Origin of the sequence: Pleionea mediterranea, assembly GCF_003148745.1 — a bacterium.
In the GTDB taxonomy this organism is placed as follows: Bacteria; Pseudomonadota; Gammaproteobacteria; order Enterobacterales; family Kangiellaceae; genus Pleionea; species Pleionea mediterranea.
Genome location: NZ_QGGU01000008.1, coordinates 38,478 through 62,678 on the forward strand (window position 1 = coordinate 38,478; position 24,201 = coordinate 62,678).

Genomic DNA, 24,201 nt, shown 5'->3' on the forward strand with positions numbered 1-24,201 from the left:
AACAGCATTATGAGCGCTTTGCGTAAAACTTTAGAAGGCTGGGCACATCCAGAATTAACGCAATGCCACCATCACTGGTTATGGTAGCGCCTGCCATTCCGGGTGTTCCTTGCAACGATTTGCCCAATGGCTTTATAACAACCTCTTCTTGTCCAATTAACGCATCAACCACAAAACCAATTTTCTGGGTGCCTACTTGTACTATCACCACATGCCCTTCTTCAGATTTTTCATTGGTCGCCTGACCAGGAGGCAGTAACCAGCGATCAACATAAAACAGGGGCAATGCTTTATCGCGGACAATCACGGTTTCTTGTCCGTCAACAACATTGGTGCGTGATAAATCCAAATGGAAAATTTCGTTCACACTGGCTAGCGGTAACGCAAACACTTGTTTGCCTACAGTCACCATTAATGTTGGTAATATCGCTAGTGTCAGTGGCACTTTGATTAATATTTTGGTGCCTTTACCCAGTTGAGAATCGATGGTTAAACTACCATTTAACTGAGTTATTTTGGTTTTAACAACGTCCATGCCGACGCCACGACCCGACACATCAGAAATTTCGTCTTTGGTGGAAAAGCCCGCCATAAAAATTAAATTAAAGCATTCGGTGTCATCCAGTCGATCGGCCTGATCCGAATCCATTAACCCTTTATCGACGGCTTTTTGACGCAATGCATTAGGATCCATACCCTTACCATCATCTTCTATTGACAGTAAAATATGATCACCTTCTTGCGCAGCCGATAAAACAACCTGTCCTGTTCTTGGTTTACCATTGCTGACCCGTTCTTCCGGACTTTCAACGCCATGATCCACCGAGTTTCTGACCAGATGAACCAGAGGATCGGCCAAGGCTTCCACCAGGTTTTTATCCAGGTCGGTATCTTCACCCACCAGTTGAAGTGAAATTTCTTTTTTAAGGCTTCGTGCTAAATCACGCACCACACGCGGGAACCGACCGAATACTTTTTTAATCGGTTGCATTCGGGTTTTCATAACCGCGCCTTGCAGATCTGAGGTGACCACATCAAGTGTTGCAACGGCTTTATTCAGCTCTTCGTCCTGATGATTCTGTCCCAGCATATTAAGCCGGTTTCTTGCTAATACCAGTTCTCCAACCATATTCATAATATCGTCAAGCCGTGCGGTATCGACGCGCACTGTAGATTCAGTGGTAACGGATGGTTTGGGTGCAGCAGGTGCAGGCACGGCCGATTGTTTTTCATTTTGTGCAGCAGGCTTTGATGGCTCTGCTTTTTTCGCAGCGGGTTTGGCAGGTTCCGGCTTTTTAACAGGCTCTACCTTCTTGACAGACGCAGGCTTCTTTTCTGCAGGCTTAGAATCTTTACTGGCAGCTTGATTATTTGCTGAGGCTGCCGGACTTTTGCCAGACCCATGCAATTGATCGAGTAAGGCTTCAAATTCATCATCGGTGATGGCATCACTATCTGATTGGCTGGAGGAAGAATTTGTTGCGTTTTTACTGGCCGATGTGTCTTTATTTACGGATTCTTTTTCAACGCTTTTATTTTCAAGGTTACTGTTTTCAGCCGAAACGCCTTTGCCATGAAGCTCATCCAGTAATGCCTCAAATTCGTCGTCGGTTATTTCATCAGCCGAAGCAGCGGGTTTATTATCAGGTTTGTCTGCGGAGCCTGTAGCGGTTGGATCGGATCCACCAGAACCATGAATTTGATCGAGTAAAGCTTCAAACTCATCATCGGTTATTTCATCATTGGCGGAACCTGAGGGTTGTTCAACACGGTTTGCTTCAAAAATTGCATCCATATCTTGCTCAGGTTCTGGAGTTTGTTGTTCAGCAACCTCTGCAGTTTCACTGGATGCAGAACCATCATCGGGCTTAGCAAATTGTTCTAATAATTGCAGTAACTCACTGGGGGCGGGTGTCGGCTCTTCCCCAGCTTTCACCTCATCGAACATCGCATTAACAAAATCGAGCGCTTGTAACACAGTGTCCATCAGTTCTGAATCAGCTGAACGACCACCGTTTCTTAATACATCAAAAATATTTTCTGTGATGTGGCAAACTTCAACCATTGCGGTCAGATTTAGAAATCCTGCTCCGCCTTTTACCGTATGAAAACCACGAAAGATAGCATTCAACAATTCTTTATCTTCAGGGTTATTCTCAAGTTCGACCAACTGCTCGGACAAAGTTTCTAGAATTTCACTGGCTTCAATTAAAAAGTCTTGAAGTATTTCTTCATCAGCGTCGATTGACATTCAACAGCTCCCCTAAAAACCTAAGCTGGAAAGAAGATCATCAACGTCATCCTGACTGGTCAGAACATCTTCTCTAGTTTTATCAATAACCGGACCTTCGGCACCTTCATGCTTGACGTCCTGCTTTTGAGCCTTTTGATATTCTTCGGTACTACCAAACATTTTAATCAGATGTACCAGATTTTCTTCAACATCTTGCACAAGAGTTATAACTCGTCGAATAACCTGTCCGGTTAAATCCTGATAATCTTGTGCCACCATAACTTCGGTCAACAAGCCATTAAGTTGACTTGAATCTGATGACACCGAAGTTAAAAATGTTTCGACCCGCCCTGCCAGCTTTCGAAACTCACCGGGTTTTAATTCGCGTCGGTATAACTTTCCCCAGTCATTAAGCAGTTCGTCAGCAGTTGACTTGATGTTTTCCGATATGGGCAGACACTTCTCAACCGAGTCCATGGTTTTATTGGCAGCATTTTCGGTGGTTTCTATAACGTAATTTAATCTTTCCTGAGCATCTGGAATATCTTGCGCAGCTAAGCCAGTTAACTTGTTATCCAGCTGAAAATTCGACAAGGCTTCATGCAGTTGTCGGGTTAATTTTCCCACTTCACAGAATAGGCTGGCTTCCCGAATTTGAGACAAGCCATCGATGGCTTCTCGCGCTTCTTCAACTTTTCCAGATTCCAGGCATTTAATAAGATGGCGAGCCTGATCGAGCGTAACATCGGCCATCAGTTTGTCTTGTGTATCCATTCTGATGCTCCGTTAGCTGCCTTCGATTCTTTCAAATATCTTGTCGATTTTCTCTTTCAGAGTGCCTGCGGTAAATGGCTTAACGATGTAACCATTAACGCCTGCCTGAGCAGCTTCAACTATTTGCTCACGCTTGGCTTCAGCGGTCACCATTAAAACAGGAAGATCTTTAAGATTAGGATCAGAACGGACGTTTTTTAACAGATCGATACCTTGCATACCCGGCATATTCCAATCTGTTACTAAAAAATCAAAGTCTCCAGCCTGTAACATGGGTAATGCGGTTTGTCCGTCATCAGCTTCCTGAGTATTGGTAAACCCAAGGTCTCTTAGCAGATTCTTAACAATACGCCTCATGGTTGAAAAATCATCAACAATGAGTATTTTCATTTCTTTGTCCAAGAAAAACCTCCCCTAGTGTCAGGCTTTTAATATTATTACGTTAATTGCGGAAATTCTTACTGCCAGATATAGATAAAGTTAGTCAAAATTATCTATTTACGCCAATCTCTTAAACGACTTTGTAAACGAATCATGGCCTGGCTGTTTATTTGGCTGATACGGGATTCACTTACTCCCATAACCTCGCCGATTTCTTTTAAATTCAGTTCTTCATCATAATATAACGCCAGCACCAGTCGTTCTCTCTCTGGTAAGCCGCCAATGGCCGTTGCAAGGCAGTTTCTAAAATCTTCTGACTGTAACCCTTCATAAGGATTTTTACCCGGCGATGAATCGGACAAACCTTCACTAAAATAGTCTTCGGTTAATCCGAGATCTTCAAAATCGAGCATATGACCGGTGGATGACTCCATCAGCATGATCCGATAGTCTTCCACTTCAACGTCTAGCGCCTCAGCCACCTCGGTATCTCGAGCGTCACGCCCTGTCTGTTGTTCAATTTTAGCGATGGTTTCAGCTATTTTTCGTGTATTGCGATGAACCGAACGAGGCACCCAGTCACCTCGGCGTATTTCATCAATCATGGCACCACGAATACGGATACCAGCAAATGTTTCAAAGCTGGCTCCTTTAGTGGCATCAAAGTTACGAGAGGCTTCAAGCAGACCAATCATGCCAGCCTGCATCATATCTTCTACCTGCACACTTGATGGCAATCGTGACATTAAATGGTGCGCAATACGCTTAACCAAAGGCGCATAACGAACCGTCACGTCCTGTTGAGCACCCATTTTTTTGTATGTATCTATGCCAGACACAAGTAATCCTCTGCTGGTTTTGTCAATAGGCTCCCTGGTGAACCAGTCGCTCCATAAAAAACTCTATATGACCGCTTGCATTCATTGGTATGGGCCAGGTTTCAATTTTTTTACCAACCGACTTTATCGCAACCGATGCGGGCGTCCGCGGAAACAGCTCCAAAATCGGCTTTTGCTTTTTAATGGCTTTACGAACATTTTCGTCAAATGGCACACTGCCTACGTAATCTAACATTACATCGAGAAATTTGTCAGTCACCTTTGTTAACTTGGCAAATATTTCACGACCTTCCTGAGGACTTCGTACCATATTCGCAACAATACGAAAACGCTCAATCTGATGATCTCGATTAAGCACTTTCATTAAAGCATAGGCATCGGTTATAGAGGTAGGCTCATCACACACCACCATTAAGATATCTTGCGAAGCACGGGTGAAAGACACCACATTATCGGTTATGCCAGCCGATGTATCGACGATTAGATAGTCAAGATTTTGACCCAGGTCACTGAAAGCTCTGATGATACCCGCGTGTTCAGCCGGGCTAAGTTCAGCCATTTTTTGGGTGCCCGATGATGCAGGAATGATTTTTAACCCAGAGGGCCCGGTAACCACGATATCTCTTAAGTCGCACTCACCGTTTAAAACATGTTTTAGATTACGCTCGACCCTGAGTCCTAGCATAACATCAACATTGGCGAGGCCTAAGTCAGCATCCAGTAACATCACATTTCGGCCAAGCGAGCTTAAATAAACGCCAAGGTTAACCGAAAGATTAGTTTTACCAACACCACCTTTACCGCCGGTCACGGCGATTACTTTTACCGGTTTTGAGCTTGTCATTGACCTTAATCCTGCTGCCTGGTCATTCATAGTTTTGGGATCCGGATTCTGATTCGGTTCAAACACTAATGCGTTCCTGTGGCCAATTGTTCAGTTTGTTGTCGGTTGCGCGTCAACCATACCATTTTAGAAACCAGATGGTGCGCTCGTGCAACACGTATGTCTTCGGGCACTCGCTGGCCATCGGTGGTATAGATAACATTCAGTTGATGTTCAATTATAGTCGATATAACTTCACCGAGACTGGCCGCTTCATCAAGCTTAGTGATCATGCAGCCACTCAGTTGTAACGGCGAGAATAGTTTAATGGCATCTTTTAATACCGATGACTGGGACGTGGCAGACAACACCAGATAATGTTGAATATTAATGTTGTCGTGAGCCAGACACTGCATTAATTGATTCATTCGTTCATCGTGTTGACTCATTCCCGCGGTATCAATTAATACCAACTTTTTATCGGCAAAATGATTAAGTGCATCACGCAATGATTGCTCATCGTCCACCATTCGAACCGGCACTTGTAATATACGACCAAAAGTGCGGATTTGCTCGTGGGCTGCAATTCTAAAGTTATCGGTGGTAATCATGGCAACGCTGTCTGCGCCATGCTTTACAACCTGCTTAGCGGCTATTTTTGCCAAAGTCGTTGTTTTACCGACTCCCGTTGGCCCAACAAATGCCACGACACCTCCGCGAGTTAATATTTCATCTTCACCCACCATCACCTTTTTTGATAATAAAGCCAGGGCTTTTTGCCAAGCGCACTCGTAATCACGCTCATTTTCACACTGAGCAAAAATATCGTTGTAAATCGATTCGTTTAACCCCATTCGCTTAAATTCTCGAGTTAATGCAACTTTAACCGGTGAAGCCTGCGACTGTTTGTCCCAGGCGATTTGAGACACCTGCTCTTCCAGTAAATTACGCAATAAGTTGAGTTCTTCGCGCATGGCAACCAGTGTTGGCTCCTGAGACCACTCGATATTCGGAAATGATTGTTGTTGCTCAGGTATTGGTGCCTGAGGCATAGACTTCACATTAGTTTGCTCAGATTCAGAATAAGAAGGCTCAGGCGTTACGCGTTGTTTAGCGCCAGCCGACTGCTTATTTAGAAAGCGTTTAAGGTGATTAGTGGTTGCATTAGCCAGCGTAGAAGCTGCTGACGAATCATCTTGAAGTGGGTTATATAGGTCACTCTGACGATTAAGCCCATGCTGCTCTGCCGTACCTTGATGAACCGATGTCTGATTATGTATTGGATTTTGCGACAATGAATTATTCGACAATCGATTATGGGCTGATTGGTTTTGTGCAGCACCAGTGGATTGTTCGGTTGACTGTCCAGTTGTCTGGCTGGCCGAACCACGGGTCGATGAAAGCGGCTGTCGACTGTGCTCAAGCGCCTCTTCGTAATCGGTAGCGGCAACCACCTCAACCCCACCAGAGACTTTGTTACTGGATAGAATGGCTGCTTCGGATCCCAGCTCGGCCGACACCTGGCTCAGAGCCGTTCGCATATCTTTGGCAAAAAATCGACGTATTTTCATACTTATTCTAATCTCAGTTATTTAGTGGCGTTAAGCGTTACTGTTTAACAAGGGTCACTGCCCAACCGTTGCCACCACTCGTATTTGTTTGTTATCCGGAATTTCCTGAAAACTCAGTACATGCAGTCCTGGTATTCCAAATCGAGCAAAATGAGCCAAACTGGTTCTTAAGCCTGGTGAGGTTAACAATACTGCCGCTTTTCCTGCGGCCTCCTGTTTTTCAGCCGCTTCTTTCAGTGATCGTTGCAGCTTTTCTGCCAGGCCGGGCTCTATGTTAACGCTCTCATCATTACTCGCCTGTAATGACTGGTGCAATATCTGTTCCAGATTTGGATCGAGCGTAATAACCGGAAGCTCCCCTTCTAACCCATTGATATTCTGTATAATTAAGCGACTTAATGAAATTCTGACCGCCGATGTTAGAGCGGCGGGATCTTGACTCCGCACACTATACTCCGCCAAAGTTTCGGCGATCGTTCTCATATCACGGATAGGTACCTGCTCAAGCAACAAGTTTTGCAGTACTTTGACGACAACGCCCAGAGGCAGTGAATCGGGTACCAGATTTTCCACCAGTTTGGGTGCCGACTTGGACAGCTTTTTCAATAAATGCTCAACTTCTTCATGCCCTAATAATTCGCTGGCATGACTTTGCACCAACTGACTTAAATGGGTTGCAACAACCGTACTGCAATCAACAACCGTATAGCCCATCGATTGCGCCTGCTCTTTTTGATTGGTTTCAATCCAGACAGCGTCTAATCCAAATGCCGGATCTTTCGTTTTAATTCCCTGTACTTCTCCAAACACCTGGCCGGGATTAATAGCCATTTCACGATCAGGATGCACTTCGGCTTCGCCAACGGCAACGCCCATTAGAGTAATGCGATAAGCATTAGGAGACAGTTCAAGATTGTCTCGAATATGTACCGGCGGAATTAAAAAACCTAGCTCCTGAGACAGTTTTTTACGAACACCTTTCACCCGCCCCATTAATTTGCCATCTTGAGCTTGATCAACCAGCGGTATTAAACGATAACCCACTTCCAGCCCAATAGGATCAACCGGTGGCACATCGTCCCAACTCAATTCTTTCAACTCGGGTTCGCTTGATGGTACCTGTTTTTCTTCAATTTTTTGTTGCGCTTCTTCATCGGCAATACGCTTTTTCTTTTGATCAATATTATAAGCCACACCCGCCGCGATTATCGCTAACAATAAAAATGCAAAATGGGGCATGCCCGGGATAATCCCCATAACGCCAAGAATGGCTGCTGCGATCCATAACGCTTTTGACTTGGTAAACAGTTCACCGATAACCTGAGTACTCATATCGTTGGAACTGTTTTGACGAGTCACCATAATCGCAGCCGAAGTTGAAAGAAGCAGCGAAGGTATTTGAGCAACCAGACCATCACCAATGGTCAGCAACGCGTAAAACTGCATAGCGGTACCAAAATCCAGTCCGTGCTGACTCATACCGATGGCAACACCACCAAGAATATTAATAAATAAAATTAATAAGCCGGCAACAGCATCACCACGAACAAACTTTGATGCACCGTCCATTGCACCATAAAAGTCGGCTTCTTTTGATACTTCTTCACGTCTATCACGAGCCTCTTCCTGAGTTAATAAGCCTGCGTTTAAATCAGCATCAATTGCCATCTGTTTACCGGGCATGGCATCTAATGTAAATCGGGCACTAACCTCGGAAATTCGTCCGGCACCTTTGGTGACAACCACAAAGTTAATAATGACCAGAATAGCAAACACCACAAGGCCAACGGCGTAATTTCCGCCTACTACCACAGCCCCAAAGGATTCAATAACGCTACCAGCAGCACCTGGCCCGGTATGGCCGTTTAATAAAACAACACGAGTAGAAGCAACGTTAAGCGCCAGTCTTAATAATGTAGTCACCAGTAATACCGTTGGAAATGCGGCGAACTCTAAAGGACGCAATGTGTAAACCGTTGCCAGTACTACCACTAATGCCAGAGTGATATTAAAGGTGAAAAACAAATCCAGCATTATTGTTGGCAATGGCAATGTCATCATTGCCAAAATCATCAGTACCAAGATTGGTGTACCGGCACCTTTGGGCGTTAATGCTCGCAATTTATTTTGGGTTAATTCTGCCACATCAGCTCCTAGTACTTCATAGAGTCAGGTATAGGATAATCACGGATAGGTTTGGGTCGTGCCGCTTTACCTTTTTTATATTCATTTAATTGCAGTACATAGGCGAGTACTTGAGCCACCGCTAAATACAATTCGCCAGGGATCTCTTGATCAAGTTTAGTGGTGTAAAAAATAGCTCGTGCTAAAGGAGGTGCCTGCATAATAGGTACATGATGCGCATTAGCTACTTTACGAATATTAAACGCCACTTCATCCGCCCCTTTGGCAACCACTATGGGTGCTCCGCCACTAAACTGATCGTATTTTAAAGCGACCGAAAAATGCTCCGGGTTGGTCACTACAACATCAGCTTCAGGAATGGCTTCCATCATTCGACGATGAGACATTTCACGTTGTGTTTGTCTTATTTTGCTTTTAACTTCCGGCCGCCCTTCTGTTTCTTTGTACTCATCTTTAATTTCTTGCTTGGTCATTTTTAATTGTTTGGAGTGGTTCCACATTTGAAACGGTACATCAATAATCGCAATGATGATAAGAGAACAAGAAATCAACAATAAGCCAACCAAAATATAATTAATCGCTTCAACCACTTCTTGATGTGGTGTTGATCGTCCAAGCTGCATGTATTTGTTAAAGTTTGAATCAATAATTAAAAACGCAATAAAAGCGACCAAAGAAAATTTGCCAACGGCTTTTGCCAGCTCCATAGCAGCGGTTGGACCTAACATACGTTTAAAACCTGCTTTTGGAGATAGTCGATTGCCTTTTAAAGCAAGCGATCCCACACTGAAGGTAAAACCACCCAATAATACAGGTGTTACTAATGACATTATAAAAACAGCCGCAAAGAAAATTATCAAAGCAGAAAAAACGGCCCACATGCTTGCGGCTAATGCATCCATTAAATATTGGTCATTAAATAAGTGGTTGCGACCAACGGACATAGAAATATCACCCACTTTTACAAAGCCTTTAGCGATCGCACCGGATGTCATCATCAATGCCAATGGGCTGATAATAAGCACAAAAGCAGTGGTCAACTCTTTTGATCGGGGAACCTGTCCTTTATTTTTTGCCTGTTGTTCTTTCCGGGGCGTTGCCTTTTCGGAACGTTCACCACTGTCTTGCTCAGCCATCTAACACTCCAGCAGCAGTAATTGACAGACCACTTGATTACCGCGGTCGATCTGATTGATAAAGTGAGGCAAAAAGCTTTTTAATAACAGCCAGATTATCGTCATTCCGACAACAGTCATGATTGGAAAGCCTACGGCAAAAATATTAAGTTGAGGCGCCGAACGTGTCATAACACCCAGGCTTAAATTCATGACTAATAATGCAACAATGGCAGACAAAACCATCATAAAAGCGGTCGAAAAAATCATTTCCACCCAGTAAACAAATTTATCCAGTTGCACAAAAAACAAATGTGACTCACTTATTGGTAATGATTCAAAACTTAAAATCATCAATTCGATTAATCGTAAATGCCCATCAAGTGCTAAAAAGATTAGCGTAGCCATCATCACGAACATTTGACCAAGTGCCGGAACACTGACGCCTGTATTCTGATCAATTAACGATGCAAAGCCCAGACCAGTTTGCATTGATATCACCTGACCAGCAATCACGAAAGTTTCAAATACAACACGAGTAACAAACCCAATTCCTATTCCAATCAAGGTTTGCGTTATCACTTGAATAATTGCCTGAAAGCTAAATAAATCCAAGGCAACATCTGTTTTAATCATTGGTGCTGCAACAACAGTTACACTAAGCGCTAAAAACAATCGAATTCGAGGTGATACCGAGCGAGTGCCAATAACCACCATGGCTAAAATCATGCCTGCGATCCGGGAAAAAGGAAGGATATAATGCACCAACCAATCATTAATGGCGGAAAACTCAATGACCATTAGCCGATAAGCTCTGGTATACTGAGATAAAGAGAAGTAGCAAACTCAACCAGATTACCGACCATCCAGTGGCCTAAAAATGACAAGGCCAATAATGTCATTAACAAACGCGGTAAAAAAGTTAGAGTTTGTTCATTGATACTGGTTGCTGCCTGAAAAATGGCAATGATAAGACCAACAATCAATCCGGGTAATACTATGGTACCGGTTAACATTATTACCAAAGCAAACGCCTGACTGAATACATCAACAACAATTTCTGGCGTCATAGAACCCCCTCTATTGATTCAGTTGTTGATAAAAAGTAATTCATAGCACTAGCCAAAGCTGCTAGCCAAAGTACCAATGATTAGTGACCAACCATCGATCAATACGAATAACATAATTTTAAAGGGTAAAGAAACGATCATGGGCGACAACATCATCATACCCATGGCCATTAAGATACTGGCGATAACCAGATCGATCACCAAAAATGGAATAAACACCAAAAAACCAATTTGAAAAGCCGTTTTAAGTTCGCTAGTAATAAAAGCAGGCACCAATACTGAAAATGGCACCACACTGTAATCATTATTTTCTATGGTGACATCGGCTATATCAGAGAACATCATCAAGTCATTTTCACGAACTTGTGACAACATAAACTGGCGAAAAGGTTTCTTTGCCTCTTCAATCGCCTGCATAGATGTTAGCTCTTCATTCAAATAAGGCTGAACGGCAGTGTCATTTACTTGTGAAATTACCGGCGCCATAATAAAAAAGGTTAAAAATAAAGTCAGTCCTACCAATATTTGGTTTGAAGGCGTTTGTTGTAAACCAAGTGCCTGTCTTAAAATGGCAAATACCACTGAGATACGAATAAAGCTGGTCATCATTATGACAATGGCTGGCAAAAACGTCAGCATGGTCATTAAGATTAATATTTGCAGTGTAACGGAATATTCCTGTCCTCCGTCTGCAGTATTGATCACCTTAAGCGCTGGTAATGCGCCCGATGCTTCTTGAGCAAAAGCAGCTGATGATCCAATTACTACCATCACTAATAAAGTGATGGCTTGAATTATTCGTTTACTGCTCATCAGTTTTCCCCATCATTTTTTTTACCTGACTGGAAAAAGCTTGCTGAAAGGATACAGGCGCGTCAGATTTTACAGGGATACAAGTGTCAGATAATTCATCGAGGCGTTGAATATTTTGTGGGGTGACACCCAGTAATAAATGACGACCATCAACTTTTATAATCACCAGCCGCTCTTTGGTGCCTAACATATGACTGGCTTTCACTTCTATTGCATTGTTGCCATGAAATTGATTACCACCAAGACGTCGTAATAACCAGGCACATACCAAAATTACAATAATAATAAATATCAACGCTATGACTACCGACATCACCGAACCAGCCATCGATGGCACTTTGGTGATTTTTTCACTGGTTTTTTCAACAGCACTTAGAGATAAGGGCATTAAACCTGTAAACAAAACGAATAATCGAAATATCATGGTGATTACTTTAATTTTTTAATTCGTTCACTAGGGCTCATAACATCGGTCAGGCGAATGCCGTACTTTTCATTCACCACAACAACTTCACCGTGCGCAATCAGTGTTCCATTTACCAACACATCCAGAGGCTCACCAGCTAACCTGTCGAGTTCAACAACCGATCCCTGATTCAACTGCAATAAGTTACGAATAGCTATATTGGTACGACCCACTTCCATAGATAAAGACACTGGAATTTCTAAAATCACATCCAGGTTTTCGTTATTAAGACCACCGCCTTTACTTTCATCTTTTAAGTCATCCAGTGGTGCTGACTCAGTGTCATCTTGCTCATCCATTGCAGCCGCCCACTCATCAGCCATTTCATCCTGATTTACATCATTTTCTTCACTCATCTTCAGTATCCTCAATCAAATTTTTAGTGATATGACCGCGTGGTATATCTTCAATTATTTGTAAAGCCGCTTTATCTTTCGATTGACCATAACGGGCTCTGAAAGAAGGCAGCCCACCCACATCAACCACGACTTTTTCAGGCATCTCGATAGGAATGATGTCGCCTGCTTTAAATTTCATGACATCTCTTAAGGTTACTTTTTTCTCGAGCAAGGTAGACGATAACCCCACTTTTGCACTCATCACTTCTTCTTTTAAAGCTTCACTCCAGCGTGAATCAATATCGTCCCGATCACTCTGCACACCTGCGTCTAATTTTTCTCGAATAGGTTCAATCATTGAATACGGCATGGTGACATGAAAGTTTCCACCACCACCGTCAAGCTCAATATGAAAACTGCACACAACCACTACTTCAGATGGGCTAACGATGGTTGCCAGCGCAGGATTTACTTCTGAATCCATGTATTCAAAATCAACCTTCATTACCGGAGACCAGGCTTCTTTTAAATCTATAAAGGATTGTTCCAGTAAGATTTGAATAATGCGTCGTTCTGTTGGGGTAAATTCTCGTCCTTCAATTTTTGCGTGGAAGCGTCCGTCTCCACCAAAAAAATTATCCACAAGTATAAATACAAGTTTTGCTTCAAGAGTAAACAGTGCGGTTCCGCGTAACGGACGAACGCGGACCATATTTAAACTGGTTGGTACAAACAGACTGTGTACATATTCTCCAAATTTAATCATCTGGATGCCGTTAATAGAAATATCAGCACTGCGACGCATCAGATTAAACAGGCTAATCCTCATATGACGGGCAAATCGTTCATTGATCATTTCTAGTGTAGGCATGCGACCGCGAACAATGCGGTCTTGCGAAGTAAAGTCATAGGGTGTCGCCTCTCCGGGCGTTCCCTCAGATTCATCAACGTCTATATCACCGTCATCAACACCGTGTAATAAGGCATCAATTTCGTCTTGGCTTAATAAGTCAGTAACCATAACTATTGCATCACAAAGCTAACGAACAAAACTTTTTCAATGTGGTTGTCGCCTTCAAGTTGGGTCATGGTTTGTTGCACAACAGTGAGTAAATCCTGCTGTAACTTATTACGACCTTCTGGCGTGATAATCACATCGGCTTTAGACTGACTGACCAGTGTTAACAGGTCATTTTTGAGTCGTGGCATATGTTTTTTCACTTTGTCTTCTGACTCAGGGCCACGTACGACAAAACTCATTTTAATTTGCACCATGCGATCTTTGCGTTCGCCTTTAATTGGCGAAATAATCGCACCGGGCACACCGACATAAATAGCGGGTAACTTGGCTTCTTGCTCTGTTTGCTCTTCGGTTTGCTCATCTATGGCCGCTGTATCGTCTCCCCCGATAAAGAAAAACGCAGCACCACCGCCCAGCAGTAATACAGCCGCAGCAATAATGATGATCAGCTTCTTTTTACTGCCACCACCTTCTTCAACATCTAACTCGAGTTCTTGTTCTTCTTCAGCCATGTGACTCTCCTGTTGTAATAATCATGGCGATTGTTCGTTTTCATTTTCGTAAACAAAAGGTACCTGCGGCTAAGAATGCAAACATAGTGCCACCAAAGGCACTTTAAATATATTCCCTTTAATATCAGTATATTAGAAAGCTATTGTATGCACTCACAAGATGATTCAAACATCGCTTAAACTATTATTGAATAAAAGTGACAAAATTCCGACACTCATTAACTTAAGAATTTATTGTGATTTTATGGAGTGAGTGGAGGGTGATTAACTGGTGTGATTAGCTGATGAGATTGGCTGGTTTTTACTAGCGTGCAATAAAGGATTTAACAAGAAACCTAAATAAAAACCAGGTTGCTAAAAGCCTATAAGAATTGATTTGAGCAGAAATACCTGAGCCACATAAGTGCTCAGGCGTTTTAGCCCAAGCCAGCATCGTTATACAAAGAAGTCGAGCTGGCCCAGAGATAGTTGAGTGGTTTGGATGGTTTTCGATTGTTCTTCATTCACGTCAACATCGCTGTTCGCCAACGGTGAGTTTTGCTCACCGTTCTCGGACAGTGAATCATCAGATTCAGCGTTTTGTTGCTCACTTTGTACGTCAAAATGCGAGAGATTCATCCCCTGCTCCTGCAACATTTCTTTTAACCGTTCCTGATTAAGCTCAAACAATTCTCTGGTTTGGCTGTGTGAAGTTTGTACCGTGATTTGAAGCTCACCGTTTGACTGACTGACCCGAATATTAAGTGGGCCCAACTCCTTTGGGTCCAACTGAATTTCGGCTCGCTCAAGTGCGCCACTTCGCATCCAGTTGATTTTTTGCGTAAATGAAGATTGCCAGTTTTTACTGTGCAGTACCAAAGGTGATGAATTCAGTGTCGACTCTTTCACGGTAGATTTACCATCAAGATTACTTTCGGATGAAAGCACTGGATGCATTGATGTATTAGTGGACATGGACTTAGCTGCCAAACTGCTTTGCTCAAACGCAGTAGTATTTTGGCCTGCAGATAACGATGAATATTTAAGATTTGCAAAGGGTTTTTCTGCGTCAAACAGCAATCCCGACTCAAGCCGAGACAATTTGGAAACCTCATCTCCTGAAGTTTCACCGCTAATTAATGAAGAAAAATTAATTGACGCTTTTTGTTCCGATAGTTTTAACGGTTTATCACTGTTCAAACTTCCCTGAACGATTGATGCAAGTTTATGTTTATCATCAGCCGCCATGGGATCACCAAATGTTAGCGACATAGAGTCACTGAATAAATGCTTCTGAGTGTTTAATAGGTTATTACTCAATACAGTATCATTGAGAAACTGACCATTGGTTTGATTGACATTGAATTGATGTTTACCCGAATCATTGGCTTGCGCCTGAGCAGTTAAGGGCTGACTCAAGTTGCCAGTCAGGTTACCCGATAATTGACTTGAGTTGAGGTTTGCCGATAACAGGCCAGGTAGATTTGGCCAGTGAGCACTTTGATTCCCCTTAGCGTTATTCGGATCAAGGGCAGTTTTGCTATCTACTACTGCATCTGCTTCCACTTGACTCTTCAGTGAAGGACTAACAATTACATTATTACTTTGCTGTTCAAACTCAGAGGACAGTTGCTCGATAAATGCTTGCTTGGTTAATTTAGGTGATTGTAATTGCTCCGTATTAACCCCTGAATCCGCTCCATTAGAAAGTTCATCGAAAGCAGCGTTATCGAAAATAGTATTATTTGAGTCAGAAGCCTCTCTGGACGGCATATTTTTGCCGCTTATCTGGCCTTCAGACATCTCTTCTTTAGACCGCACTTTATAGCTTGCATCGTGCTGATTGCCAGATTGCCCTCCATCCTTAACGCCAGACATTATTCCTTTAAATTTCAAAGAATTAGCACTGCCCTGAGCGCTGGTCTCATTGCTTTTATCACGAGCTGTATTGCTGGTAACAGAGGTTGATTGAAGAATAGTTTGTGACACTGTACTGCCTCATAAGTCTATCAATGACTTAGATAGTGCAATACGGGTGCCAATATAGAGTCATGCGCTCAAATATTAAAGCGTGTTTATTACTATAAATCTTGGCTTATGCCGATTTAAGCTCTTTAACCGCTAATTCGAAGTGATGTTCAATAGCTGTGAGCAGCTCGCTAGCCTGAGACAGATCGCCCTCTCGCGCAGAGTGTTCCAAAGCCTCGCATTTGGCCGCCAGTTCAACAGCCCCCAGATTGCTGCTTGCCCCTTTTATACTGTGTGCTTCATGGGCAACCTGTTCATGATTTGCCGATTTAATGTGCTCAGCAATATTACTCAGGTGTTTTCGATTGTCCTGATCAAAAGCCACAACCAACTCATTGAAATCATCACCTAATAACTCTTTCAATTGCTCAATGGTTTCTTTCATACTATTTACTTCCTGTTGCTTTCCAGCTAAATATTACTCTGACACTGGAACCATTATTAAAAAACTCCACAGATTCCGCCAATCTTATGACCAAAGGGTATCCTCGTCCACTTAATTTAGAAGAGGATGCTTTATCTTGCATCGTTTTATAATCAAACCCTTGGCCACTGTCTTCAAAAATCAGTTCAAGCTGCCCACCTGAGTCTAGATTCTTATGGGTCACCTTGATATTAATATACCCATGTTCCAGCTTTGTTAACTTATCCTCTCGCTGGCGGTAATACTCAGCAAAGCCATCGGCTGATTTTTTCAACTCAGATCCAAGTCCTAGTACACCATGCTCAAGCGCATTCGAATACAGCTCAGTGATAATGGTCATTACCTGTGTGCGATAACTTCGCAGATTACCAATTTCCATCAGGTGCTGTGAAATACTGGGCAAAGGATTGTAGTTTTTAAGTGAGCGAGGACCAAGTTCCATATTTAAACAGGAATCACTGGGGCCGTCATTTCTAAACACTTCGTCCACTTCTTCATAGGCCTGAACATCCCGTTCCTTATGATTTTTAATTTCCATGTAGGTGATATCATCGCCCTGCTCTGTTGTTTTTCTAAAAGCTTTCACGGCTTCAGTCACCGTATCAAAGGCTTCACCGCGGCTTGCGCCATCACATATTGAAACAAGCAGTCTATCAAGGCCAAATAGCTCTCCAGCTTCATTTTCAGATTCAATAACACCATCGGAATATAAAAACAGGCTATCGCCGTCATTGAACGGACGAACATCCATTTTAGCCTGAAATTTTTCTTCGCCAATTATACCCAGTGGCAAATGGTTCGATTTAATTTCTTCTACTTCAGCGGTATGTTTATTAATTAAATAAGCATCGGGCAGCCCACCATTCCAGACTTTAATATTATTATCTTCAAAATCAATTTCAGCTGCAATTGCGCAACAGAAAAAGCCTACTGGTAAGACGGATTTTAATCGATTATTTAACTCTTTTACTATTTCATACAGTTCAAACCCTTTTGCTGTCATACCAAAAAAGATATCACTAACGGGTAATGCACCTATGGATGCCGATAAGCCGTGCCCGGTAAAATCGCCCAAAAATACATTCATACCGCCCAACGGTCGCTTTGCAGCAAGTAAAATATCGCCATTAAATACCGACATGGGCGAAACCGAATAGCGAATACAAGGATCACCCAAGGCACCTTTATGCGCAATATTGTCGAAAATACGTTTCGCAATTTGTTGCTCTTGCATCATATGTTGGGTGTGAAACTCTATTTCCTGCTTTTGATCGAGCACTGTTTGATAAAGCGCTTTAGCGCGTTTAAAAGCGGTTATTTTTGCCTGTAAAATTACGCGATTGAATGGCTTGGTAAAAAAGTCATCACCACCGGCTTCAATGCATTTAACCAAAGATTCAGTTTCAGTTAATGAAGTGATAAAAATTATGGGTATATATGCTTCAGGATGGTCAGCTTTCAACTTTCTGGCAACATTAAAGCCATCAAGTTTAGGCATCAATGCGTCCAGTAATATCAAATCCGGTTGTTCTTTATTAAATACCTCAATGGCTTCCACCCCATTTTCTGCCTCACACACCTGATAGCCCTGCTGCTCAACTATTTTGCGCAAAATGAGCCGATCGGTAAAATTGTCTTCCGCAATTAGTATTTTCACAATGGCTTAATCTTATGATCGAATGATAGGAGAGATGTGATAAATAGAAGGTTCATTGGAGGCGTTTTTAAGAGTCAATCACACAGCAAGTCTGTTAAACATGATTATTCGACACTTCATATTAATCGTTTCAAACACGCATAAGCGCTTGTTTAAAAGCGCCAGAGTATTGAATCGGTATATTGCATTTCGATTAGCTGATCGAGAATAACTGTTCAAAATTAGAAATGGATAGTATCTTTTTAATTTCGGGATTACAGTTTTCAATCACAACTTTGGCAGAGTCTCCTCCAGCGTAATCTCTTAACAATAAGAGCATGCCCAATGCTGAAGAATCGAGATAGGTTGTTTCTGACAAATCAATCACAAATCTTTGTGGTTTATCCGTCAAATCTTCGTAAGTAGCCCTGAAATCCTGATGACAACTAAAATCGAACTTACCGGTTATTTTAATGTTCAACTCTGAACCGGAGTTTGAGCTGGTTACTGCCATAAATGTGTTCTCCAAATGTATCAACAGGTCGTTATTAAAGCTATACGTGACGGTACTACCTACAGCTAAAGTGCTTTTTTGACAAACATTTCCAAACCTCGCCATACACAAGGCTTCTAGATTAGTTCACCTGTTGTTAATGATAGAATATAAGTGTAATTACGCAAGAATAAACCGTATAAAATGAACATTTTAGCGTTAGTGATTCATACGAACCAACGCATCAGCGATCCTGTTCAGTGAAATGACTTTAGATACAGCATCGGATGCAATAGCAGCACCAGGCATTCCCCAAACCACACTGGATTCTTTATCTTGAGCGATAGTAATTCCGTTATTTCGCTTTATTTGAAGTAATCCATTTACTCCATCACTGCCCATACCGGTCAATATAACACCGATACTTCGTTTACCGGAAGTTTTTGCTATAGATTCAAACATTATATCGATACTGGGCCGATGTAAGTTGACGGGATCGTTATGATTAATATTTACCACTAGTTTGCCGTGGACACGCTCAATAAATAAATGATCATCTCCCGGAGCGATATAAAGGTGACTGGGCTGCATCACTATCGCCTGTCTGACTTCAATAACCTTTAAGTCCGTCATATTATCGAGTCGCTTCGCAAAAGATGTAGAGAAAACATCCGGTATATGTTGAACCACCACTATGGGTGGCAAGCCTGTGGGTAAGCGGGTAACGATTGTTTTAATGGCATCTACACCGCCTGTGGATGCACCCAAACCTATCACTTCAAATCGATTATTCTGATGTATCGGAGCTTTCTTGACTAAAGCATTATTTGAAGCCGTTGAAGTGACATTGGCATTCGCAGCGTTCTTTACTTTGTTAATGATCTCATCGCCATAACTGGCTAATTGCTGTTTAAGGTCACCACTGGGTTTACAGACAAAGTCTACAGCACCAAGTGATAATGCCTTTATGGTTATATCTGCGCCTTTGTGGGTCAAACTTGAAATCATAACAACCGGAATCGGTCTAAGTCGCATTAAGTTCTTTAGAAAGGTAATGCCATCCATTTTAGGCATTTCGATATCAAGTGTGATGACATCAGGTTGCGATCGCTTTATTTTTTCTCTGGCTTCGTAAGGATCCGCCGCATGCCCAATAACTTCAATCGAAGCATCATTCGACAAAATACGGTCAAGCATCAACCTTACCAGCGTTGAGTCATCAACAATTAGCACGCGAATTTTTTTCATTCAGTCAAATAACTCTATATCGCTTTTAACCGTTTGATCACTTTGAATATCATTCAGATAACGATCTTCTCTTCTAACAATGGTGTCATTGTGAAGGTTGCGAAGCTTTTTAACCCTTACAACCCCGGTTAAAGGGTTATACAACACTTTTCGAGGATGATTTCCCCCCAGATCAGAAGCCAAAACTTGAAGGTTTTCAGAACTCATATACTCATGGATAAACTGGATATTTCGATCGCCGACATCTGACATTTTCTTGATAACTTTAGCCCCGCCAAATAACTTAACTTCCAGATGTTGTCTTTCGCCGCCATTTCTTAAAATATTATTGATTAAAAATTCCATGGCAAAATTACCGTATCGAGCGGCGCCTTTATGAGCATTTGCACCAGTAAATTTTTCTTCATCCGTTACCGGCAACATAAAATGATTCATTCCACCAATATGATTAACTCGGTCACGGATACAGGCAGAGATACAGGAGCCCAGAACAGTCACTATCAATTCATCCGTATTACTAACATAGTATTCACCGGGTTTTATCTTGGCAGCTACTTTTTGATTGTGGCGATCATAATAGCGAGCAACAGTATCAAACCCTGGTAATGCTTCAGGTATCTTTGGCTTAAGAAACTTAATCACGTTGCTCAACTCTTTTGGCTTTGTTCGTTCCTTTTTCGAAATATTGACTTAATTTCTCTACTGACTGCTGTCTTTTCTGAAATATTGTTCGTCCTCTGGTTTCGAACAGATCAATATTATTGCCGATTGATTCTGTATGACCAAGAATTAAATAGCCCCCAGGTAAAAGTTGACGAGCAAATCGTTGAATCAATTTATTCTGAGTTAAGCGATCAAAATAAATGAGTACATTTCGACAAAAAATAACGTCAAACTTTTTTGACATGGGCCAGGGCTCCATTAAATTCAATCGTTTGAACGCTATTAATTTTTTAAGTTTGGGCTTCACAGTTGCCAAAGATTGATGAAAATTAAAATAATGTTTTTTCTCACTCGCTGAAACATTATCTAATTTATCTGTAGGGTATTCACCGTACTCACAAGCATTTAACACATTGGTGTCAAGATCGGTCGCCAACACACGAATGTCCCAGTGCTTTTTATTTAGACAAAAGCTATGAAGCGACATGGCTATACTATAGGCTTCTTCACCAGTGCTGCATCCCGCACTCCACAATCGAACCCGCTTATCATCCTTATGTTTCAATGACAATTCAGGCAATATATTTTGTTTTAAATAATCAAAATGATGCGTTTCACGGTAAAAATAAGTTAAGTTTGTGGTGATAGCATTAATAAAGTGTATGCTTTCAGTGTGGTCGCTCTGTACCAGTTTTAAATAGTTGGCCATGGTTGAAATATTCAAAACACGCAGTCGCCGAGCCAGTCGACTGTAAACCATTTCAAACTTATGGTCGTTAAGGTTAATTCCGGCGTATTGATGAATAAGCTTTTGAACAGTAGTAAAATCGGCTGCTGTAAACTCAAACTGCTTTTTTAGTACTGTCGCCATATTCAATCAAAACTCTTCCCAGTCATCAGTATTTTTGCTACTGCTAAATCGCCCATGATAGGTTGAACCACCTGATTTTTTAGGCTTAATGTTTGAATTAAACGTTGGTTTTTTATCGTCCTGAAACTTTTCAATAAAGTTTTCGCCGGTGTTAAAGAACATCATTTTTTGCAGCAAGCTTGAAGACTGCTCTTCAAGAGATTCTGCCGCGGCGGCCGCCTCTTCAACCAGAGCTGCGTTTTGCTGAGTCATATCGTCCATCTGTCCCACAGCTTCATTGACCTGTTCGATACCTGCTGCCTGTTCCTGAGTCGCGTTGTTAATGGTAGTAATGATAGAATTTACATTCGTTACAGAACGGACAATGTCTTCCAGTGTGGAGCCAGATTTACCGACTAAGTCGGCACCGTCAGCTACTTTATTAACGCTGTCGTGAATTAATGTTTTAATCTCTTTAGCGGCACCGGCACTGCGTTGGGCCAAACTTCGAACTTCTGATGCAACAACAGCAAAGCCCCTGCCCTGTTCACCGGCACGGGCAGCTTCAACGGAAGCATTAAGTGCGAGCAAATTGGTTTGGAATGCAATTTCATCAATCACGCTGATAATATCGGATATACGTTTGGATGCATCTTCAATATCTTTCATTGCTTTGACAGCACTATTAACAACATCGCCTCCCTGAATTGCTAAATCTTTGGCATTTTCAGCAAGATCGGAAGCCTGCTTGGAATTACTCGCATTTTCCTGCAAAGAGCTAGTAAACTGCTCCATGCTTGAAGCCGTTTCTTCAAGACTTGATGCTTGCTCTTCCGTGCGTTGACTAAGGTCTGTATTGCCAAGCGCAATTTCCTTTGCAGAACTTGAAACGTGACCCGAAGACTCAATAATCTCACTAACCATGCCACGCAAGTTTTCAACAGATTGATTAATGGCTTTTGCAAGAACGTTAAATTCACCCTGAAACTTGCCTTGTATATCTTCGGTTAAATCACCCTGGGCTATAGCCTGCATTATACGAGTGGTCTCTCGGATCGGTGTAACCACTGTTTCAATCAGCTGATTAATCCCCTGCCCAACATTTTTCATAAAGCCTTCGTATTCATCAACCGCAATCCGAGAATCCAGCTTGCCTTTAACAGCCGCATTAATCAACGATTCAATTTGTCGTTCGGCGTCTTTCTCTTCAGTAATATCTTGCCATTGAAATGCACTACCAATCGAATCGCCATTAGAGTCAACCAGACTAAATGCCGAGATTTTGAAAGTCAGTCCATCCATCAACTTTTCTTTATAATAAGGCAGATGATTATGGTCACTGCACATATCAAATGTACGATTCGCATCATCAAAGATATTAATATTTCTACCGACCAATGATCCGGGATTAAAACTTTGAATTTTAGAGGCTAACTGTTTCTTTCGTCGTTTAAATAAACGAATAGCAGCAGGATTGACGTAAGTGATAGTGTTATTCATATCCGTCATAACAACATTAACAGATGTATTTTCAACCACTGAAGCCAGACGACCAATTTCTTTAATCTTTTGCTTTAAAGTGGCTTGCATTTCACTTAGAGATTTATAAAGATCACCAATTTCATCCGTCGCTGAAATATCTATTTTGTTATCTAAATCACCCCGTGAAATGGCTTTAAATAAATGCCGTGCCCCATGCACACGATAAACCAGATCTTTAACCACTAATATAACAATAAGACTTGCCAGCACAATCACTGTTAAAATAATAGCCAGTTGAGTATACATATGTTTCACTTGCTCATCTGCTCGATTATTTAATCGACGCTCGAGTAATGGAGCAATAGTAATACCTAAATTCTCAACCTGATTAATTTGATCGGTCATATGATTAAAAAAGCTATCAGCTGAATAGTCACTCTGTGATCTATTGTTTGTATTAATTAAAACTCTCTGGTTAATTTCTTCAACACCCTTTAATATGGCAAGAAAGGTTTGTTTATAGCTATTATCAATTTCACTTTTAATATCAGGATTTACCTTGGTGATGGTTTGATGAGCCACCTTCATTTGAGAGGCAAGGTTTTCAATGTTAATTGTATAAGCGTATAACCGAGATCTATCGGCTTCATTGTTTATATCAGAGTTGATAACTTTTGAGCCAAGACCTCGTATTTTTCCTAACGTATTAATAGTTTGAGGTATGTAAGAAGCAATGGTTGCACTCAGATAGTTAATATCAAGAGCTGGCTCAAGCTTTAAATTATAGCTGGCCGATACATTTTCTAAAAAGAGTATCGTTGTATTGATAAGATCGGTGTGTTGCTCAAAGGATTGATCCGCTGTAAAGCTATAGGCCTGGTTACGAATATTGTTCCAGCGTTGGGATAACTTTTTTATTTTATCGGATAAATCAACATCGCCTAGTCTTTCCAATTCATTTTTTACTATTGTAAAGCTATCGTCTACATTAGTTTGAAATTCTGAAAGCTCTGAACCATTAAGTCGCTGTCGACTATCTGCCTTTGCCAACAGCTGGGCACTTTTACCACGATGCTTCGCAATATTAGAGGTGAGTTCAATGGTTGGTCTAATAATATTTATTCCATCCACTTCACGATGGGCAAATTCTGCACGCTCATGATCATCAAGAACCAGAATTATCAAGTTGATAACCAGAGGAACCATTAGAGCCACAAATGCAATACCGAGCTTATTGGCAAGTTTCATATTGCCAAGCAATGTACTTTTCATGATTGACTCCTATTGATAACATCGT

The 24,201-nt window shown here is 41.7% G+C and carries 23 protein-coding genes; all 23 read right to left on the reverse strand.

The window, feature by feature from the left end:
- Positions 1 to 7 precede the first annotated feature (7 nt).
- Positions 8 to 2,251, reverse strand: a complete 2,244-nt coding sequence (locus tag C8D97_RS11520) for a chemotaxis protein CheA (RefSeq protein WP_109763933.1) — start codon at positions 2,249 to 2,251, stop codon at positions 8 to 10.
- Between the two features lie 12 nt (positions 2,252 to 2,263).
- Positions 2,264 to 3,007: a protein phosphatase CheZ gene (locus tag C8D97_RS11525; RefSeq protein WP_109763934.1), complete on the reverse strand. Its 744-nt coding sequence runs from the start codon at positions 3,005 to 3,007 to the stop codon at positions 2,264 to 2,266.
- Positions 3,008 to 3,019: 12 nt separating this feature from the next.
- Positions 3,020 to 3,397, reverse strand: coding sequence for a chemotaxis response regulator CheY (gene cheY, locus C8D97_RS11530; RefSeq protein ID WP_109763935.1), 378 nt, complete (start codon positions 3,395 to 3,397; stop codon positions 3,020 to 3,022).
- 104 nt (positions 3,398 to 3,501) lie between these two features.
- Positions 3,502 to 4,200, reverse strand: coding sequence for an RNA polymerase sigma factor FliA (locus C8D97_RS11535; RefSeq protein ID WP_109764119.1), 699 nt, complete (start codon positions 4,198 to 4,200; stop codon positions 3,502 to 3,504).
- 49 nt (positions 4,201 to 4,249) lie between these two features.
- Positions 4,250 to 5,071, reverse strand: a complete 822-nt coding sequence (locus C8D97_RS11540) for a MinD/ParA family protein (RefSeq protein WP_170115229.1) — start codon at positions 5,069 to 5,071, stop codon at positions 4,250 to 4,252.
- Between the two features lie 65 nt (positions 5,072 to 5,136).
- Positions 5,137 to 6,621, reverse strand: a complete 1,485-nt coding sequence (gene flhF / locus C8D97_RS11545; RefSeq protein WP_109763936.1) for a flagellar biosynthesis GTPase FlhF — start codon at positions 6,619 to 6,621, stop codon at positions 5,137 to 5,139.
- Between the two features lie 54 nt (positions 6,622 to 6,675).
- Entirely contained in the window at positions 6,676 to 8,766 is a 2,091-nt protein-coding gene (flhA, locus tag C8D97_RS11550) for a flagellar biosynthesis protein FlhA (RefSeq protein ID WP_109763937.1), read from the reverse strand.
- A gap of 8 nt (positions 8,767 to 8,774) precedes the next feature.
- Entirely contained in the window at positions 8,775 to 9,902 is a 1,128-nt protein-coding gene (gene flhB, locus C8D97_RS11555; RefSeq protein WP_109763938.1) for a flagellar biosynthesis protein FlhB, read from the reverse strand.
- Entirely contained in the window at positions 9,903 to 10,682 is a 780-nt protein-coding gene (fliR, locus tag C8D97_RS11560; RefSeq protein WP_109763939.1) for a flagellar biosynthetic protein FliR, read from the reverse strand. It abuts the gene before it with no gap.
- On the reverse strand, positions 10,682 to 10,951 hold the full coding sequence (gene fliQ / locus C8D97_RS11565; protein ID WP_109763940.1) for a flagellar biosynthesis protein FliQ: 270 nt from the start codon (positions 10,949 to 10,951) through the stop codon (positions 10,682 to 10,684). The genes fliR and fliQ overlap by 1 nt, the downstream gene beginning before the upstream one ends.
- A gap of 48 nt (positions 10,952 to 10,999) precedes the next feature.
- A complete protein-coding gene (gene fliP / locus C8D97_RS11570) occupies positions 11,000 to 11,764 on the reverse strand; it encodes a flagellar type III secretion system pore protein FliP (protein ID WP_109763941.1) in 765 nt (254 codons plus the stop codon).
- Positions 11,754 to 12,188, reverse strand: coding sequence for a flagellar biosynthetic protein FliO (gene fliO / locus C8D97_RS11575; protein ID WP_109763942.1), 435 nt, complete (start codon positions 12,186 to 12,188; stop codon positions 11,754 to 11,756). The genes fliP and fliO overlap by 11 nt, the downstream gene beginning before the upstream one ends.
- A 5-nt stretch (positions 12,189 to 12,193) precedes the next feature.
- Positions 12,194 to 12,586: a flagellar motor switch protein FliN gene (fliN, locus tag C8D97_RS11580; protein WP_109763943.1), complete on the reverse strand. Its 393-nt coding sequence runs from the start codon at positions 12,584 to 12,586 to the stop codon at positions 12,194 to 12,196.
- On the reverse strand, positions 12,579 to 13,589 hold the full coding sequence (fliM, locus tag C8D97_RS11585) for a flagellar motor switch protein FliM (protein WP_109763944.1): 1,011 nt from the start codon (positions 13,587 to 13,589) through the stop codon (positions 12,579 to 12,581). Before fliM ends, fliN begins: the two co-directional genes overlap by 8 nt.
- 2 nt (positions 13,590 to 13,591) lie before the next feature.
- Positions 13,592 to 14,101, reverse strand: a complete 510-nt coding sequence (locus tag C8D97_RS11590) for a flagellar basal body-associated FliL family protein (RefSeq protein WP_109763945.1) — start codon at positions 14,099 to 14,101, stop codon at positions 13,592 to 13,594.
- 435 nt (positions 14,102 to 14,536) lie between these two features.
- On the reverse strand, positions 14,537 to 16,069 hold the full coding sequence (locus tag C8D97_RS11595) for a flagellar hook-length control protein FliK (RefSeq protein ID WP_109763946.1): 1,533 nt from the start codon (positions 16,067 to 16,069) through the stop codon (positions 14,537 to 14,539).
- A gap of 106 nt (positions 16,070 to 16,175) precedes the next feature.
- Positions 16,176 to 16,493 (reverse strand): Hpt domain-containing protein, encoded by a 318-nt coding sequence (locus C8D97_RS11600; protein ID WP_109763947.1) that lies wholly within the window; start codon positions 16,491 to 16,493, stop codon positions 16,176 to 16,178.
- Position 16,494: 1 nt separating this feature from the next.
- Complete coding sequence (locus tag C8D97_RS11605; protein WP_109763948.1) at positions 16,495 to 18,189, reverse strand: ATP-binding SpoIIE family protein phosphatase; 1,695 nt, start codon at positions 18,187 to 18,189, stop codon at positions 16,495 to 16,497.
- A 193-nt stretch (positions 18,190 to 18,382) separates the two neighbouring features.
- A complete protein-coding gene (locus tag C8D97_RS11610) occupies positions 18,383 to 18,682 on the reverse strand; it encodes an STAS domain-containing protein (RefSeq protein ID WP_109763949.1) in 300 nt (99 codons plus the stop codon).
- Between the two features lie 198 nt (positions 18,683 to 18,880).
- Positions 18,881 to 19,909, reverse strand: a complete 1,029-nt coding sequence (locus tag C8D97_RS11615; protein WP_109763950.1) for a protein-glutamate methylesterase/protein-glutamine glutaminase — start codon at positions 19,907 to 19,909, stop codon at positions 18,881 to 18,883.
- Positions 19,910 to 20,551 (reverse strand): chemoreceptor glutamine deamidase CheD, encoded by a 642-nt coding sequence (gene cheD, locus C8D97_RS11620; RefSeq protein ID WP_245411441.1) that lies wholly within the window; start codon positions 20,549 to 20,551, stop codon positions 19,910 to 19,912.
- Positions 20,544 to 21,443: a CheR family methyltransferase gene (locus tag C8D97_RS11625; protein ID WP_109764122.1), complete on the reverse strand. Its 900-nt coding sequence runs from the start codon at positions 21,441 to 21,443 to the stop codon at positions 20,544 to 20,546. Before C8D97_RS11625 ends, cheD begins: the two co-directional genes overlap by 8 nt.
- A gap of 6 nt (positions 21,444 to 21,449) precedes the next feature.
- The gene (locus C8D97_RS11630) at positions 21,450 to 24,176 is read right to left on the reverse strand and encodes a methyl-accepting chemotaxis protein (protein WP_109763951.1); all 2,727 of its coding nucleotides are present in this window, start codon (positions 24,174 to 24,176) and stop codon (positions 21,450 to 21,452) included.
- Between the last annotated feature and the right edge of the window lie 25 nt (positions 24,177 to 24,201).